Origin of the sequence: Halomonas sp. AOP43-D1-4, from assembly GCF_052446175.1 — a bacterium.
In the GTDB taxonomy this organism is placed as follows: domain Bacteria; phylum Pseudomonadota; class Gammaproteobacteria; order Pseudomonadales; family Halomonadaceae; genus Vreelandella; species Vreelandella citrativorans.
In genome coordinates, this window is sequence record NZ_JBQSVY010000015.1 from 1 (window position 1) to 17,047 (window position 17,047).

The window sequence follows — 17,047 nt, forward strand, 5'->3', positions numbered from 1 at the left end:
CGGTGATTGCCTAGCAGGGAGAATGGCTGGTGATGGAGGCGTTGGAAACAATACCGCACCGCCATAGTGATAAGTCAGCACTGGGTGAGGGACTGCGTAAGCTGCATGAGATGACAGGGGACGAGCACGGCTGGTTCCGAGATAACGCCTGTGGGAAAACACCCTAGCCAAGGATGGCCGCGCTTTTCAGCGAGAGCGGCGTTTGTTACCGCTCATCAACGCCTGTTGTTCTAAAGGGCTGTTAAACAACGGTTTACGTCACCGCCTTGAAGCGTTAGCCCATGGGGTAGAACGCTGGCTGCCGGATGTTTCGCCGACTTTGGTGCATGGTGATTTGTGGTCGGGCAATGTGCTGTTCACGCCCCAAGGCCCCGCGATCATTGCCCCTGTGGTTTACTGCCACTTCCCTGAGGTGGATCTGGCGATGTTGACCCTATTCGGCTCGCCCAGTACTGCTTTCTTTGAGGCGTACTAGAATGGCAATGCACCTGATGAGTGGCCAAGCCGAGAGGCGCTTTTTCAGCTTTACCCGCTACGGAATCATTTGCTTTTGTTTGGAGGCAGCTACCGACCTGCCATAGAGCGTGTGTTAGCAAGACTGAAAGCTTATTGAGCGGAGTGCTGGCAACTGGTTCGTCGCTATTCACGCCCTTTATTCATTGGTACTGAAAAGTCAGTGGCGGTGATTTTTCAGCTTACGAAACACTGCATACGCACCTGCGCAGATAGTCCCAATCATGATGAACAGGATTGGAGAGATACCCAAAAAGAACTGCATGTTATTGCTCATAGTGAATTGCCTCTGACGTGGAGTAGGAATGCGGTTTAGTTTTGGGTAATCAGCGTAGCACTTGACTCCCCTCCCTTCAGTGCTGTCGCGCTTCAGAATCAGAGCCCTCAGGCTGTTACTTTAGCACTAATGGTTTAAGCAGCAACATCAACGCCGCAATCAATATCCGTAAGCTAATAGCAGAAAGCCGCATAAGCAGTCACCTGCCTATGCGGTGGCACAAGCGGCAAGCCAAAGTGACTTAAACGCGGTGTGAGCTGAGAAGATATCTTTCTACTCGAGAGGTCAGCATGGCAACCGATCCACACCTCAGGCTTCCGATAGGTATCCAAACCTTCTCGACAATCCGCGAGGGAGGTTACTACTATGTCGACAAGACACCGGTGATCGAGCGCTTGGTCTCCCAGAACAAGTTCTACTTCCTGTCTCGCCCGCGGCGCTTCGGCAAGAGCCTGCTGCTCGACACCCTGCGCTGCTTGTTCGAAGGCCGTCAATCGTTGTTCGAGAGATTATACCTCCATGATCGCTGGGGCTGACAGAGGGGGGTACGCTCATGCCACCAAACTTGCTACGCCATAGATAGTAACTGGCTTCTGAGAAACCGTGCCGACGGCAGAGCTCCTTGATGGGCAGCCCCGCTTCGGCTTCGCCAAGGAACCCAATGATCTGTTCTTCGCTGAAACGCTTCTTCATGTCCAATCTCCTTACGCATAGGATCGGACTCTAAAGTGTAGCGCTACTCAATCTGGGGGTGACGTCGTCTATACCAAGCTTTAAAGCGGAAAAAAGCAAACGAATGATTATTCCTTTAAGCGCCCCTAATTAAAGCATTACTACGGAATTTAAAATTATAAATCACATGTTTTTTAGAGAATATATACATCTAAAACAAATCTCCTTTTAATTATATGACCTAAAAAAGCGTCTCCTTTTAAAAACTCTATGGAAAGTAACGATAAAACATTTAGCACTTACTAGGACTAGGCTTAACCCCTTATATCAACAAGGCCAAAAAACTCTCAATGCATAAAATTATAAAAATATAAAACGTATCTTTTTCAAGTTAGCATTAGCCCCGATCAGCATCACTTTCTATACAGAGTCCTATCAAGGATAAAAACTGATGAAGATCGCCTAAAATAACTTCTTAGGATAAATGACATGTTGGTAATTTTTATTTATTCTACTATCTACGAAGACAACCCATTTGATAATATTTTAAGAACGTCTAACCATTACTTTAAATTTTACATCTTTTCTACTCAGCGCTTCTCTAATGATAGTCCGGCAACTTCATCTACTGTTCTTAAAGATGCACCCCGACCAAGATATAAAATATAACTATAAAAACAAGAAAATTACTAACATAGAACTAAATAGGCTAAAAAAAGATTCAATCCTTCTTTACCGTTAGTTATAAAAACAAGATTTATCATTCTAGTAAAATTACAAAAAATCGTACGCATGATAAAATAATATTTTGGATGGAATTACAAATTATTAGCATTCGATTTATATTAAAAAAACACAGAAATACTTAAAAAAATATTAATCTGAACAAATCTTACTACACGAATTTAAAACTGTCATAAATCAACATTTTATTACGAATAATAAGTCGCTTGTCGTAGCCCCGTAGTGAGAACTGGTTTTAAACCGCTCTACCTTTTATACTGGTCTACAAACCTAAACTTACTACCTGTAAATCAATTGGTTTTAAAATATAAACTTGTTTGGTGTAAACCAAAATTGGTCTACAAAAGTGAATTTGTCATTCGTAAACCAATAGAAAAATAACTATTGATCTACGACTACTAACTTTCCGCTTTTTGAGAAAACCTACAGACATCAACTTCATTTTTGTAAACCAATATCTAGAAGTCTCAAAAAAATTGCTATCTTCCTTATTGACCTATGATCATCAACTTCTATATTGTAGACCAAATTTTGGTTTACAAAATTGTAGACCAATATATAATTATTGGTTTACTAGGGTACGTAGGTTATCTATGGATATTATAAAATCTGCTGAGAAAACACATTCGGAATTGTACAGCATGCGCGATTCACTAGCGGCTGAGCTAGATCGCATACGCAATCATGCTCAAATAATTTGTGATTTGCATTGGGAGAATGTCCGAGAAGAAGCAGGTCGACGTGCGCCACGCTTTATAACTCGCATACGTGTCACAACAGGATCGCTTCAATGCCAGTGGCTGCGAGCCGGTGGCAAGCCACCTTCTGAGCCAGGGGGTAGAATTATGGCGACACTGGTGCCAAAGGGTACTAGCCGCTTCAATCCACGATACAAACAATCCGCATTTAATTCGGCCGAACCGTGGGAACGTGAAATAATAGATGAAACAGAAATCAACTATGCAATGTTGCGGGAGCGCTACATGGCCATATCTAAAATTAAAAATGATTTAGATAAAACTATAGGTTTAACTAAAAAGAGTTTTGAGCGTATAGGTTTTCTATGGGATCAATAGCGAGAAATAATTCCATTGCGTATGGAATTGCCGTGCATTCGCGATTTCATCAATTCTGTGCAATGCACCAAACCATGCCACTTTTTTCCGGACCCAGCTCGCTGCCACTGCTGTTTGTTGTGCTTTCTTGAGGTGTCCGGGATATTCAACCAGAACAGTATTAAACAAATCGACGATGTTTTGCTGTTCCATATTATTTAAAAACTTCCGTAGGAATATCAATTCATTATGAGTAATCTCTAAATGAAGAATCTAGACACACAGGAATACAGTACTGGTTATTAGAGTGCTACGGTAATCCCCCCGAAAACTAATCGCGTTGATAAGTGGAATTTTGTAACCTGAAAAAACAGGAGATTTCACATGCGCAAATCACGTTTTACTGACAGCCAGATCATGGCGATTTTGAAGCAGGCTGAGTCTGGTTTGCCTGTCCCTGAACTGTGTCGCGAGCACGGCATGAGCAGCGCCTCATTTTATAAATGGCGCTCCAAGTACGGTGGTATGGACACGTCCATGATGAAGCGCCTCAAGGAGTTGGAAGACGAGAACCAGCGCCTCAAGAAGATGTATGCCGAAGAGCGGTTGAAGGCAGAGTTGCGCCAGGAAGCCCTCGAGGGAAAGTGGTAAAGCCATCTCAACGCCGCGAGATGGCAAAGAATGTCGTTGAGGCCGGTTGCTGCAGTATTCGGCTGGCCTGTCAGGTTTTCGGGATCAGTGAAACCTGTTACCGCTATCAGGCGAAGCTGAGCCATGAGAACGCTGTTATCGCTGACTGGCTGGTGCACCTGACCCACAATCAGCGTAACTGGGGCTTTGGACTGTGTTACTTGTATCTGCGCAACGTGAAAGGCTTTCGCTGGAACCATAAGCGCATCTACCGAATTTACCGGGCATTGGAGCTGAACTTACGCATCAAGCCAAAAAAACGATTGGTGCGTGACAAGCCAGCGCCATTGGTCGTATCCGCTGCTCTAAACGACTGTTGGTCGATGGACTTCATGCATGATCAGTTGGCCGATGGCCGAACGTATCGGTTGTTCAACGTGATCGATGATTACAACCGGGAAGGCCTGATCATCGATGCTGACTTCTCTCTGCCAGCAGAGCGCGTGATACGCTCCTTAAACCAGTTGATCGAATGGCGTGGTCGGCCCAAGGCCATTCGATGCGACAACGGCCCGGAATACATCAGTGGCAAACTAACCCGTTGGGCGAAGCAAAACGGCATTGAGCTGCTGTACATTCAACCTGGCAAGCCACAGCAGAATGCCTACATCGAACGCTACAACCGAACAGTCCGTTATGATTGGCTGAGCCATTATCTGTTCGACTCAATCGCTGAAGTACAGGATTTTGCCACACGCTGGCTCTGGACGTACAACCACGAGCGACCGAACATGGCATTGGGTGGGATAACACCGAAACAGAAGGTGGCCATGGCTGCCTAACCAACTCTACTTATCGCCCCGGTTATAAATGGGGGGATTACCCTACAATATCAATAACCGGTGTATTTTACAAACGTTCTTTTTTCATTAGTTGGATTTAACGGCATCAGTGATAATCAGCATATTGAAATCAAATTTCTATGCACTGCAATTAGGCAAAGAATCTCTTTTAGTAGCGTAGCGTGGCTTTTATTAATTTCTTTTTTTCCGCAGTAATGCACTTTTTTACTTATATTTTATTTGCTAACCACTTATTGTCGATTTTAAATTTCAAAAATAAACCGTAACGGTATTAATTATTGCAGTAAGTGTAGGGGCAGTTTCTATCATCGGTTTAGAGGCGTTTACATATTCTTCGATCATCCAGAAAAATCAGGCACTCGACAATGTGAACCAAACCCTCCTGGCGCGGGCAGAACAGCAAGGAATTCCCAACGCCAACGCTGATCTGAACAAGCTCGGTAGAACGTGCGCTATAAGCTGGCGATGCAGGTGCGTGAGGCCGAAGAGTGCAGAACGCGGGGTCCCTCCCTAAATTCTCGCCCGTGTATCCCTCGGTGGCTGGCAGCATTTCGAACGGCAAGGGCTGTATTAGCAAGATAGGAGAACAACGATGCAATGTTCATGCGGCGCAAGCGCTGATCTAAGCACACAAGTTAACCAGAAATGCGATGCAGAGCTTCGCTACTGCGCCTGCGAAAAGTGCGGGACCATCAGCGAAGCGGTACTGGTGTTACACGGGCACGATGTGTGCTGGGACGTGACAGGGGATGCCGTGGCAAGGCGTTGGTTCAGTACGCTCACGCCAGAGAGTGCCGAAGAGCTATTTCAGTCGGTGACAGCGCTACAAAACGTCCTGCTGGGTGATAGCGACGACGACTCAGGCGATCTGCACACCCAATTCAGCTTTACTTTTTGAAAGTAAAAGCCGCATGCTGGCCAACCACATTGTCGATGCCAGCTGAAGCAGGCGAATCGAAAATCTGGCATACAAGGCAAGGGCGGAGGGTAAGCAGCTGGTCAACATTGATCAGGAGTTTTCCATCTCGAAAACCTACGTGAGCTGTGGGCATAAGGTTGAGAAAATGCCTATCGACACTAGTCGCAGGGATTGCCCTTGCTATGGTAACCGAGGTGTTGATCGAAACCTCGATGCCGCCCGCAATATCTTATAAGCAAGCACCGCGATGTTAGCTTGTGCCAAGAGTTTAAATATCATACCGAGGAGCACTCGAAAATATCCGCCTGTGGAGTTTGAATAAAATCGGCAATGCCAAGGCATTGAAGGCAACTGACAACGAAGCAGGAACCAGGAAGGTAACAACCAGGGAATCCCCCACTATCATCTCTAATTTCGTGGTCGGGGCATGCCAAATCCGCCACTGTACCACTTAAGCCGTACTAATTAAATTTTGGTAATCGCATTGCTGAGTTAACATATTGGTATGACTTGGGCTCATTACCTCAGTACTAGAGAAATGAAGAAAACGTTCACCCTCGCATCTTCATTAACAGCCCTCACCTTCTTAGCGGGCTGTGCTGGCATACCCAGCGTACCTATGGGGGATCCTAATTACAGCGAAAGCAACAGCCGAGCCTACAACCTCGCTATGGTGGGTGGTCTACATGAAGCACGGGATACAAAGCAAGGTGAAGACGAATACAGCTCGATGATGAGCGACCTATCGAGTGATGCTGGCACGGCGCGATCGCTCTCAAGCTCTGCTGGTTTTGGTTTATCAGGTGGAGCGTCACTGGGGCTTGGCCTAGCGTCGGCGCTGCTATCTGGCCCTGGCATGATGCAACTTGATAGGGCGTTTGCATTTGTCCCAACTAGTGAAGCCAATAGCCCTGAACATGCAACTGAAGTTATTCGCAATCGCTTCTATGAGGCTGTACAAAGCTTGACCGACAATAGCAACTTCCTCATGTACTATAAAGAAAGTGACAAAAATATCCATTACTCTCGCCAGCACAATCTTTTCGCCATTGCCTTAGAGGGTGTTTACATAAAGTACTATAATGATCGTTGTTACTAACTCTGAATCTGGAGCAGCTATCATGGTACGCCGCAAGAAGGTTCAGCCTGAGCACTATCCGATCCTATGTGAGATTGTCACCGACAAACCGATGGCAACGCTCGTTGAAATTCGCGATTCGTTTACTGCCAAGACCGGTATCTCATTGTATATCGAAACCTTAAGGATGGCGCTTAAGGAGGCGGGCATCACCCGGCATAAGGGAGTTCCCGAGAAATCTGGTGATCAACGTGATCAGCCACCCGAGGTAGAATCACCTCCTCGTTACGGCTATCAGGATCGTCACCGACAGCAGGCACCAGAACAGCGCTACCCAAGCTGCCTGACCGATGCAGAATGGGCATTGATTGCGGATATCTTCGATACCGATGGTCATCGTGGCAAGCCGCCTAGTTACCCCCGACGCTTACTGGTCGATGCTTGCTGTTATGTGGTTCGTAGTGGTTGTTCGTGGCGGATGTTGCCTCAAGACTTTCCACCTTGGCAAAACGTGTACCGCACCTTTCGGCGCTGGAGCGAGCAGGGCAAATTTGAGCAAATGAACGACCGATTGCGCGCTCAATGGCGAGAGCGTGAAGGGCGTGACAAGATGCCAAGCGCTGCTGTACTTGACGCCCAATCAACACGTCATTCTCCCCAAGGCGGGGCCAGCGGCTATGATGCTGGCAAGAAGGTCAAAGGCCGGAAACGACACGTTCTTGTTGATACGCTAGGCCTTGTGTTGGCGGTGAGTGTGACGGCAGCAAGTGTGCAAGACCGCGATGGGGCGCACCCTGTTATGGCCAATGGAATCGAAAAGTATTCTGGGATATCAACAGTTTTTGTTGATAGTGGTTATGCAGGACGCTGTGCGCAGACGATCAACCAGCAGCATGGTGTTGAGGTAGAGGTCGTGCGTCATCCTGGCAATACTAATGTTGGCTGGTGGAAGACGCCCAACCAGCAAGACCTTTTCACAAAGCAACCGGATGCCAAGGGATTTACTATCCTGCCGAAAAGATGGGTCGTAGAACGTACCCATGCATGGATCGAAAAGGCACGCCGACTGGTAATGCACCATGATCGAAGTATTCAGGTATCCGAAGCTTGGGTGTGGCTGGCGGCAAGCCGACAATTACTCAACCGATTAACTCACCCGTCCTGATATTTAGTAAACACCCTCTTAGTGAATAAAGAGTTAGCCCGATTCCAGCAGAACAGCCCCCTGGCAAAGATCTTTGTGTGTAGTGGTCAACTAATACCGGACATTAATTAAATTTTTGAATTCAGGATTTAAGGTTTTTCTCAGCCACCACGGGAGGCAGGCCATCGTTAAACGAGTGAGGGCGCTGCTGGTTGTAGTAACCCATCAGATAGCTACTAACGTCTTTCTTGGCCTCAGGTAGATTTCGATATCCCCACGCCGGTATCCACTCTGATTTCAGGCTCCGGAACAGCCTTTCCGTCGGCGAGTGTCCCAGCAGTTGCCACGTCGGCTCATGCTTTGTTTCATTCTATAGCGCCAAAGTCGTTGGCGGAACTTGCGGCTTGCATATTGACTGCCCTGGACGCCCTTCTAAGTGTCAAGTGGCGATTTGCGTCTGATTGATATCCCGATGACGGCTACGCAGCACATAATAGAGCTCATAGCGTTTCAGGCATCGGATGGCTTCCAGCTTGGAGTGGCCCTCTCCCACCCGCCATGCCTGCGTATCGGCATCCAGACGTAGCCGCCTGATGGCGATGATATACAGCGCACTATTGGCAGCGCGATCGCCACCCCGGTTGAGCCGGTGCCGCTGCGTCTTACCTGACGAGGCAGGAATAGGACTAATGCCACAAAGCGCCGCAAAGCTGGCTTCTGAGCCAAGGCGGTCCGGATTATCGCCTGCCATGATCAGTAGCTGTGGGGCCGTCTCGTAGCCTACTGCTGTTCGAGACACCAACTTTGGTGCCAGCTCATCGACGATAGCTTTGATCATGACCTACAAATCGGCAAGCTCGTCGTGCAGTTCCAGGTAGCGGCGTGCGAGGGATTTTAGGGCGATGCGGTAAGCCATCGTGACATCCCGGTACCCGTTCAAATCGGGACGCCATGCCGCCAGCGTCCGAAGCAACTGTATTCGCGCCATGTTCCTCGACAGATCGCGCAGCTCCCCTGGTGCCGAGACCACTTGAGTCTGGATCATCTGGAGGGCCACACGGCGAGCCGCGACCGCAGTTTTTCGGCAAACCTTCTGGACACGTAAGGACTCGATCATTCCGACACGTGTCTTCGGGGTGACAGTGCGAATACCCACATAGGCCGCATGAGCGGCATTCTCTGCATCGATTGCGTCATCCTTGCCGCGCTTGCGCCGTACGGTCTTATCGAGTGTCGTGACTTCCAAGATAGTGATGCCTGTGCGCTGTCAGTAGCGCAGCAGGCCGGCTCCATAGGTACCGGTGCATTCGATTCCCACCCGGCTGAGATCGCCGAAGGAGCACATCCAGGTCAGCATAGTCTTGTAGCCATGCCGGGTGGTAGGAAAGCTGGTGGTGCCAAGCACACGGTCATGGACATCCACGACGGCGGCTACATGCAGCTCTTTGTGGGTATCAACACCGCCGATAATGAAGGAGCGATCACTGGGTTGCTGACTCATAGTGGATCTCCAAGCTATTGATTCAGGATGGCTTCACCGAGTTCGATAGCCTGGACACGACAGTAATAAGGCAGGCGGTCAGGCCCTTCTTGAGTCACATGCTTCGACGAGGCGAAACCTCGCCGCCAGTGCTCCTGGATCACCGACAGGTCCAAGGAAAGACACACTAGCCGGGTCGATCAGAATGTGGGTCAGGAGACCCAAGAGCCCTCACGGCACCAGGTCCTCAGAATAGATCGATTACTATAAGTGCCGGATCAACCCAGAAACACCTGGCACCTTGTAGTCTTACTATCGGAATGGAACATGACGCTCTTAGGCTGACCACGTTGTTCCCAAGCATGATCCAGCGCTTTCACAACAAAATCTGCATCCGGGCTGCACGACATGGCCCAGCCAACAACACGACAAGCATAAAGATCCAACACAACGGCCAGATAGCTCCAACGCTGGCCACTCCAGATATAAGGGATGTCACCAGACCTGATTGGGCTGGTCTGGTGTAAATTTGCGGCCAAGATGATTCGCAATATCAGGTCGCCCAACAGTCGCCTGCTTGTCAGCAGGAGGGTCTGACTGCTTGCAGATCAACCCCATTTCGCTCATCAAACACCGAACCTTGAAACGGCCGATGGTGACGCCCTCTTCGCCGAGCAACCCGTTGATTGAGCTGCTGCCAGCTGAGCGGCGACTCTTTTTGAAAAGGCGGCTTACCTGAGCTTTTAAGGCCAGACGCTCAACATCCACGCGGTGCCACTGCTGGCGGTATTCGTAGTAACTGGAGCGGCTAATATCAAACGCATTACAGACCATTTCAACAGGCATTTGCTCACTCAACTGGTCTATCAGCGCGTACGATTCATATCGTCCGACATCAAGAGAGCGATGGTCTTTTTTCGGATGGTTTTTTCCATCTCAAGACGTTTGCAGCGAGCCTCAAGCTACTGAATACGCTGCTGTTCTGGGGTTAACGCTTTGCCCTTAGGCGTTATTCCTTGACGCTCGTCCGCAAGCTGGTGAACCCAGCGTCGGAGGGCGCTTTCACCGACACCCAACGAGCTACAAGCTTGGTGATAGCTGTAGCCTTGATCCAGTACCAGCCTGGCAGCTTCTTGCTTAAATTCAGGCGAAAAAGTACGTCGTTTCTTGGTCATCAGACACCTCGCTTTTGGTGGCCATATTACCACCTACGTTGGTGTCCGGTTTTATTGAACCACTACAGGTTGGTGACTACATTCTGATTTTGCCGATGGCACTGGACTTTTTAGGCGTGTTATCCCGCTTATCGTCTGCTACTGACGGCTCTGTTGAGGCATCCGCCTCCACACTTGTATCTGCTTCTCCTTTTTGGGTTCCCATCTCAACCTCACCTTCCTCTTTTATGCTTGCCATACCAGGATCAACGGGCTCTTTGACGATAGCGTGTGCCTGCGGGTTTTGTGATGGGCGGGTCGACAGCCCTTGATTATCAGCATGGCGAGCCAAGCGTGAAATATCGTTGAGTAATGCCCCCGCCGACGCAAGGGCTTTTACCCGACTGGAAACATTACCGTTTGGAATGGCTGCCAGGTCGCGGTACAACTCGGGATAATTGTAGAAATTGACGGTCAATTTTAGCGGCATGGAAGATTCTGTCTCGTCTCCGTCGCTATCCTCCACGTCATCACTGACGATACTGCTATAGTGCCTTTCGGCGAGTGAATGCAATCGCTCACTGTCAACGGCAATGCCCCCCATTTCCCGCATCAAGCAGCATAGGTTAGCGAGATTGCGCAGACGCTCCGCACGGTATTTATTAGGGACGGACATGAGTTCTCTGTACAGATCACCATCGCGGCGGCGGTACAGCATGATGTTGATGACAAGCGGCTGTGATTGCTGAAAGTCGTGCATCACGGATTCTCCAATGATTATAAAGCTGGCGGTAATCAGTGCTACCACCAGCTGTAATGCCAATAAACGCTATCGTGCGGCCCAGCCGTGATAGCCCCGAGCGATGGACAGCACCGGATCAGAGGGCTGGATAATCTCGCAATGTGAGAAAATTCGCCGTGCTTCAGGTTCAAAAAATGCCCCACCGCCCCCTGCAACCACAACAGTATCAAGTACCGTATTTCGCATACTACCCGCAATTTCGCTTATAGCAGCCTGAGAGATTTCCAATGCGCTTTTTTGGATGTAAGGTTGGATGTCTATTTTCTGTCCTGCATAGCGTACTATATGCGAATTTGCGCGTATTAAACTTTCAATTTTTTCAGACTTGAGGCTCTTACCTGGTGCCGCTCCGTAGTCTGCGCTGACCAATTCAGCCACTCTATCAATAATCCGAGACGTTGCTAAAAGGGTTGTACCGGACAACTCAGCATTTAACTCCCCTTCTTCAAAAACTACAAAGTCAGTGCTATAAAAGCCAGGGTCAATGATGATAACACTACCTTCTGTTAATGCTTCTACGGTATCTTGATCGTCGTTACTTTCAGCGTAGTGAATAGCATCTAAAAATGCACCGCCTGGTTGTGGAATGACCTCAACTTCATCCACGGTTACGGTTCTCTTTTTAGCAACTTGATGCTCCCCTGCCATCATCTTTTTAATATCGTTTTTTAATTCTTCGTTCTGCCAATGCGTGACCGGCAACCCCGTCACTAAGCGATCTACCTGGCGATCATTTGTATATAATAACGCAGCATGGAAAAGTGCCTTATACTGCGTCGTTTTAATGTAGTTTTCCGTTATATCGCGTGAGCTACCCAACACTTTACCTGGTGCAATACCAGCGGCATATTCAACGCCATCTACCATAACAATGGTGGTATCAACATCACCGCCGGTAATGCCTTTAATCTGCCGATTGAATTGATCGAGGCGCGACACCCCTACAGGAAAGACGGACTCCTGATGCCCTTCATCGCCGCCTGAGTAAACCAGCTTGGTGTTGCTATAGCCGATATCCAGCCCTACGTTCGTACCCATTCAGACCTCCACGTTTCACTGTTAAACAGCTAAACCGAAGCGCAAGTCACTTCGCCTTAGAGAGTTTATTTCAAACTTTAAGGTTTGTAAAAATCAGTATTGCATCCATTGAGAAATGCTTCAACCCTCTCATTACCTTTTCAATTCCCACCAGTACTGGGGGAAGGTGGCAAATTTTTATCACTTCCCCCCAGTTGGGGGGAGAATTAAAAAAATTTGGCTATTTTTCCTATTTTCTGTTTCACCTCCCACCAGTAAGTAATACCCTGTGGGGAGCGAGGGTTTCCCCCAGGGTAATTTCATGGGGAGCGTCTGTTAGATATTGAGGCTTTGGAGGGCTATCTGGATGTCAGAATATGGTGGTAGCAACAGTTCAGGTAATTATTCGCTTGACCATTTGCATACGCTGCTTGCTGTGAACGACGAGGCAGAAGCCGAGCGTTCGGGTATTGATTTGGCTGAAGTATCTGCCGCGCTGTCGGATGCAGCCGATGGAATGCTTGAAGAAATTGAGCGGTCGATTTATCTGGCAGCCTTGGACTCACGCACGATGGCTGACTTATTTTGGGAAGAAAAAATGGAGCGCTTTGCAGCAGGTGATCCAGGTAAGCTCGGTATCCGTGTTCGCGTTAATCGAGGAACCTTGGAAGTCGTCTATTTCCGTGATGCGTTTGTTCGGAACTCTGACTCGATGCGCAAAGGTAAAACTTACTACGCTAAACATATTAAACGGTCTGGTAAGCATCATTATAACGCCCGAGACTTTAATGGGGCTGAAAGTTGGGAGCGAGAATTAGTTGCGGCGCACGAAAAAGACCATGCCAAAAATCGAAAAATTTTTTATGAGTTATCAAAAGCGCGAACAGCGCTGAAGGAGATCAAGAAGGTAGTTGAATCGCATAGAAAGTAGATAGCCTAATAAGTTATTTATTCATGACTCAAACACCTCTGCTTGTGAAATTTCTCTTTTTAAACCATGCCGCCGAATAATTTGATAATATTTGTTAGGCTTATCCTCTTTCATATTAAAGTGGTCTTAATTTCGTGTGCAGGCATACACAGAATACCGTCACAATGCTTTCCTTTTAAAAGAAAAATTGCAAAAGGCATTTATAAGCCATTATTCCACATAACAAACCAAAAGGTTTATAGAGCACGTTATGGTTCATGTAATCCTTGAAGGCGGAAGGAAGCTAATTCACTAGAAATCCGCCCCTCAGCGTCTTGGTCGGTTTTTCGGGGTGCGTAGAATCCAACGGACACCCGACATCGAGACAAGGAGGGCATTGTGCTCACATTAGTAACCAGCGATAAATCTGAAAACGCATTGTCACGGCTTGAGGATGAGCAGCAGATATTGGCTGACGATATCGCTATGGCATTTTTCAACCTGACGCCCGACATCACTGAAGATGCCGACTGTGGCGACGTTGCGCACGAAGCAGCAGCATTCTTTGCTGACGCCGGTATGCCCAAGGAGCTGTTCTTTGGTGAGCTACATACCAACGAAACGGGCGAAAACGTGATCATCGTGCCGCATTACTGGCTGGAGGTGCCGCTGCAAACGACGCGGATTATTGTCGATCTGACACTGCCTTTCTGGCTGACTGATCCTGTTGCCGACACGACGGATTTCGACATTCCAACCGTTCTCATCAAGCGCCTGAGCGAGGAGCGAGGACGAAAATACATTGGTGAGCGAATCGAGTTTCCCGATCTTGTTGGTGAAGCCGATAGCTCAGCTATTGCGTTGTATCCGCAGTGCCGATTTTGCGATGGCCTTGTTCGTCATTACCATCGCCTAAAGTAAGGGTTTCGAGATGGAGACACAGGTTCGAAAGAGACACCTGCTTGCGTTTCTGGATCGGTACGGCGTTGATTCTCCTGCATTGCAGTACGCGATCTCGCTTCTTTTGGACGCCCAGAAGCATATCCCTGCGGTGTCCGATTCTCCGTCCATAGAAAGTGTTGCGCTATTTGGCTTGGACGACGACGAATGGGAAGACGCGGTGCGAGCTGCCCGTCTTCAGCGCAAACTGGATGAGCTGTCTTCGCAGTTTCCGCTTATGCTGCTCTCGGATTCGGTTGTCGATGCCGATAGTGGTCGGATACAGCTTTGGGGCCGCCAGGTGATACGCCCATCGGTGCTAGAAGATCAGCTGGGTATGTCTATCGCCACATCCGATTGGCAGATCGTGATGGATGCCTTGCAACTGCTCCCGTCTTCCTGGTCGATGGTTCTGGAAATTTCTCGGGGGACGGCTTAATTTCGCACCGGCTTGGTCAAGCGCAAAAGTTGGTTAAGCTACTAGGTAAATCAACGTAACGAGGAAAATCTCATGAGCCGTCAAAACCGTTCTTTGCGCTGTTCACTGAAAGCTGTGTCACTTTTGCCTCACCGTCTAGTGCGTGCATACCTTGTTGACGACACGCCACATGGGAAGTATCGCCAGGCTTTTTCGGTGCAGGGTATTGTGTCTCTTTCCCCGATTATCGGCCTTTTTGTTTTCTTTTTCTGGCGGGCATTTGCGGGTGTCGGTATCGAATGGATCATGCCGTCGATTCTTGCTCTGGCAGTTGGCGGGGTCTTGATGGCCATCTCTACGGCTGGAAGATATATCAAGGAGGGAAGGATGCGGCGTTTCATCGGCTTGCAGCTATACGCCCTTTTCTGCTGGCTCCTGACGGCCTCTGTCGTGTTTTCTACCCCCTACCTGCTACCTTGGACTGCCTGATCCCACGCAGGCTCTCATAAAGGCTTACCCCCTTCTTGGGGGGTTTTTGTTTTTGCCTAGAAATCCGGTGTTCCGCTGGCCTGCCTGATCGTTTCCTGCGCGTACTCTGCCAGGGTACTTTTCATTCCAGAGGGATATTCATGTCAAAATCTACATCTTCGGCCACAGACGATCGTCGCGCGATGCACCTTGCGTTTGGCGGTATTATCGGCAGCGGATTTCTGGCAACACTTGCATTCGGTTTGCTGCTGAACGCCCAGACTGAAACGGCTAATCAACTCCAACAGACCAATGCAAAACTGTCTGACCTTGCCGATGCCATCAACACTTCCTCTGGACAGCAAACGCGCAATACTGATCTGGTGGCCGCTGTTGATCAGGTGATGCAGCAGCGAGCGCAGGCCGAGCAAGAGGCACAGCGCCAGGCATTGCTAGAGGGGTATGACAATGCCCCTACCGATTTGGAAGACGATACGCCCTGGACATACGGGGATGTTGACGCTCGCTTCACGCTGTACACCTATTCCGATCCCAACTGCCCGTACTGCCGTCAGTTTCACAGTACCCCTAAGCAACTTGTTGATAGCAGTCAGGGCGTGATGAAGGCTCAGTACCATCACATGACGATCATGGATGCCAACTCGACCACCCAAGCATTGGCGAGTGAATGCGCAGGCCGTCTTGGTGATAATCAGCATTTCTGGGCGCTTAGCGACTATATCTACGAGAATCATCAGGTGCGCGAAGCGGGTTTGCTCGATGTGGCTGAAACGATGGGTTTTGATCGTTCAGCGTTTCGTCAGTGTATGCAAAGCAGCGATGTACAACGCCATGTGGCTGATCTTGGGCGTGAAGCACAATCAAAAGGTGTTACGGGTACGCCGACATCGTTTTTGATCGACAACGAAACGGGTAAGGAAGTCCGTTTGTCTGGGGCGCAGCCGCCAGGAGCCATCATTTCTGCATTAAGGGGCATAATCGAACAGGAAAGCGCGGAGGCAGGAGCAGTCAATGGCCAACCCGCTGAACAGGAAGGTTAATAATGCTTCCCATTTCCCCGATTGCGATTGCCATTGGTGCCGCCCTCTTTCTGGCCAGAACAAACCTGGCAGGCTTGATAGGCGGTGCATTGCTGGGGATGGCATTGATGCACCTTTGGCCGGAATACTTTATGCCCGTTTATACCTGGGTCGGCGGCTTGTTGGATTCGCTGGGCATTGGCGACTGGCTGGGCGCGGCCAATCAGTCTGCTCCCGTGACATCCGATGCGACGCCTACTGCCGAGTAAAACGCCCCATTCATTTGTGACTGACGCCCTTTCAAGGGCGTTTTTTTGGAGCGGAACATGCTTCCATATCGAGTATTGCCAGCGATGGCACTTGGGCTTGGGCTTGGGCTCGCAATACCGCCTGCTCTGGGAGCGGCGAAAACAGTTATGTCTTCCGGCGATACTGTGTCGGATTCGACACACCACCACAACGTCCAGATCGTCGTGAGCCACGACTGTCAGCGTGCCTGGTATCCCGATATTGGGGATCGTTTGCAGATAGAGGTACAGGCAGCTCATTATCGGCCAGACCGACACCTTGCAACGATCACAGCTGAGCCGCTAGAACGACATGGGCGTTTTGCCGAGCCCCGACGACGACTCGATGTTTTGACAGCGGACGGTCAAGGGAATATGCCTCCAGGCGCGTCAGCACCTTGGGTCAATGCCGAGCTTTTGTCGGGTGCGTCATCAGTGAAGCCTACAGGATCGAAGCATCGTACCCCTTGGCGGACGCTACCAGACTGGACGCCCCCTTCATCACTTTCACAATTGAAGTCGGCTGGCGCGCAAACCTTGACAGACTCAGCGGATGAAAAAGCACAAAGCTGGCTTCCCCGATTAAACAACTCTGCTAAGTACTACATACACCCTTTAGTTGAAAAAGTGCGTTCCG

General features: G+C 49.1%; 16 protein-coding genes and 5 pseudogenes. 14 read left to right on the top strand and 7 right to left on the bottom strand.

Annotated elements, in window-relative coordinates; genetic code table 11:
• Positions 1-23: 23 nt before the first annotated feature.
• Both ACT3RQ_RS14980 and ACT3RQ_RS14985 read left to right on the top strand, forming a co-directional pair.
• Positions 24-613 (top strand): annotated as a pseudogene (locus ACT3RQ_RS14980) (fructosamine kinase family protein); the annotation flags it as partial.
• Between the two features lie 467 nt (positions 614-1,080).
• Positions 1,081-1,326, top strand: a complete 246-nt coding sequence (locus ACT3RQ_RS14985; RefSeq protein ID WP_226912223.1) for an AAA family ATPase — start codon at positions 1,081-1,083, stop codon at positions 1,324-1,326.
• A gap of 7 nt (positions 1,327-1,333) precedes the next feature.
• On the opposite strand, the pseudogene ACT3RQ_RS14990 reads toward ACT3RQ_RS14985, so the two are convergent.
• Positions 1,334-1,483, bottom strand: a pseudogene (locus ACT3RQ_RS14990) (transposase); the annotation flags it as partial.
• Positions 1,484-2,847: 1,364 nt separating this feature from the next.
• Here ACT3RQ_RS14990 and mobI (ACT3RQ_RS14995) point away from each other — a divergent pair.
• Entirely contained in the window at positions 2,848-3,282 is a 435-nt protein-coding gene (gene mobI / locus ACT3RQ_RS14995) for a conjugative transfer protein MobI(A/C) (protein WP_226912224.1), read from the top strand.
• Here mobI (ACT3RQ_RS14995) and ACT3RQ_RS15000 read toward each other — a convergent pair.
• Positions 3,268-3,474 carry a hypothetical protein gene (locus ACT3RQ_RS15000; protein ID WP_193057314.1) on the bottom strand — a complete coding sequence of 69 codons (207 nt, stop codon included), beginning with the start codon at positions 3,472-3,474 and terminating at the stop codon, positions 3,268-3,270. The two genes, mobI (ACT3RQ_RS14995) and ACT3RQ_RS15000, sit on opposite strands and share 15 nt — an antisense overlap.
• Positions 3,475-3,645: 171 nt before the next feature.
• Between ACT3RQ_RS15000 and ACT3RQ_RS15005 the strand changes: the two genes are divergently transcribed.
• The 5 genes from ACT3RQ_RS15005 (at position 3,646) to ACT3RQ_RS15025 (ending at position 7,916) form a co-directional block, all read left to right on the top strand.
• Positions 3,646-4,733 (top strand): IS3 family transposase gene (locus ACT3RQ_RS15005; protein ID WP_192536156.1). Its coding sequence is split into 2 segments (ribosomal slippage): positions 3,646-3,901 and positions 3,901-4,733, totalling 1,089 coding nucleotides; the frame shifts between segments, so codons are not numbered across the junction.
• A 613-nt stretch (positions 4,734-5,346) separates the two neighbouring features.
• Positions 5,347-5,652 (top strand): hypothetical protein, encoded by a 306-nt coding sequence (locus tag ACT3RQ_RS15010; protein ID WP_192536157.1) that lies wholly within the window; start codon positions 5,347-5,349, stop codon positions 5,650-5,652.
• Between the two features lie 64 nt (positions 5,653-5,716).
• On the top strand, positions 5,717-5,908 hold the full coding sequence (locus ACT3RQ_RS15015; RefSeq protein ID WP_225734488.1) for a zinc ribbon domain-containing protein: 192 nt from the start codon (positions 5,717-5,719) through the stop codon (positions 5,906-5,908).
• A gap of 303 nt (positions 5,909-6,211) precedes the next feature.
• Positions 6,212-6,772, top strand: a complete 561-nt coding sequence (locus tag ACT3RQ_RS15020) for a hypothetical protein (RefSeq protein ID WP_192536158.1) — start codon at positions 6,212-6,214, stop codon at positions 6,770-6,772.
• A gap of 22 nt (positions 6,773-6,794) precedes the next feature.
• Positions 6,795-7,916, top strand: coding sequence for an IS5 family transposase (locus ACT3RQ_RS15025; RefSeq protein WP_192536159.1), 1,122 nt, complete (start codon positions 6,795-6,797; stop codon positions 7,914-7,916).
• Between the two features lie 121 nt (positions 7,917-8,037).
• Here the strand turns inward: ACT3RQ_RS15025 and ACT3RQ_RS15030 are convergent.
• The 5 genes and pseudogenes from ACT3RQ_RS15030 to ACT3RQ_RS15050 form a co-directional block, all read right to left on the bottom strand.
• Positions 8,038-8,318, bottom strand: a pseudogene (locus ACT3RQ_RS15030) (integrase core domain-containing protein); the annotation flags it as partial.
• A 16-nt stretch (positions 8,319-8,334) separates the two neighbouring features.
• Positions 8,335-9,396, bottom strand: a pseudogene (locus ACT3RQ_RS15035) (IS110 family transposase).
• A gap of 293 nt (positions 9,397-9,689) precedes the next feature.
• Positions 9,690-10,550: pseudogene (locus tag ACT3RQ_RS15040) on the bottom strand (IS3 family transposase); the annotation flags it as partial.
• A gap of 76 nt (positions 10,551-10,626) precedes the next feature.
• Positions 10,627-11,352, bottom strand: coding sequence for a hypothetical protein (locus tag ACT3RQ_RS15045; protein ID WP_193057315.1), 726 nt, complete (start codon positions 11,350-11,352; stop codon positions 10,627-10,629).
• Positions 11,353-11,358: 6 nt separating this feature from the next.
• A complete protein-coding gene (locus ACT3RQ_RS15050; RefSeq protein WP_192536164.1) occupies positions 11,359-12,369 on the bottom strand; it encodes a ParM/StbA family protein in 1,011 nt (336 codons plus the stop codon).
• A gap of 346 nt (positions 12,370-12,715) precedes the next feature.
• On the opposite strand from ACT3RQ_RS15050, the gene mobI (ACT3RQ_RS15055) reads away from it, so the two are divergent.
• The 6 genes from mobI (ACT3RQ_RS15055) to ACT3RQ_RS15080 all read left to right on the top strand — a co-directional run bounded on the left by mobI (ACT3RQ_RS15055) (position 12,716) and on the right by ACT3RQ_RS15080 (position 16,392).
• Positions 12,716-13,279, top strand: a complete 564-nt coding sequence (gene mobI, locus ACT3RQ_RS15055) for a conjugative transfer protein MobI(A/C) (protein WP_192536165.1) — start codon at positions 12,716-12,718, stop codon at positions 13,277-13,279.
• A gap of 378 nt (positions 13,280-13,657) precedes the next feature.
• Positions 13,658-14,179: a hypothetical protein gene (locus ACT3RQ_RS15060; protein WP_192536166.1), complete on the top strand. Its 522-nt coding sequence runs from the start codon at positions 13,658-13,660 to the stop codon at positions 14,177-14,179.
• 10 nt (positions 14,180-14,189) lie between these two features.
• Complete coding sequence (locus tag ACT3RQ_RS15065) at positions 14,190-14,636, top strand: hypothetical protein (protein ID WP_193057316.1); 447 nt, start codon at positions 14,190-14,192, stop codon at positions 14,634-14,636.
• Positions 14,637-14,708: 72 nt separating this feature from the next.
• Positions 14,709-15,104, top strand: coding sequence for a hypothetical protein (locus tag ACT3RQ_RS15070; protein ID WP_192536168.1), 396 nt, complete (start codon positions 14,709-14,711; stop codon positions 15,102-15,104).
• Positions 15,105-15,244: 140 nt separating this feature from the next.
• Positions 15,245-16,144 carry a DsbA family protein gene (locus tag ACT3RQ_RS15075; protein WP_192536169.1) on the top strand — a complete coding sequence of 300 codons (900 nt, stop codon included), beginning with the start codon at positions 15,245-15,247 and terminating at the stop codon, positions 16,142-16,144.
• A 2-nt stretch (positions 16,145-16,146) separates the two neighbouring features.
• The gene (locus tag ACT3RQ_RS15080) at positions 16,147-16,392 is read left to right on the top strand and encodes a hypothetical protein (protein ID WP_192536170.1); all 246 of its coding nucleotides are present in this window, start codon (positions 16,147-16,149) and stop codon (positions 16,390-16,392) included.
• Positions 16,393-17,047 lie beyond the last annotated feature (655 nt).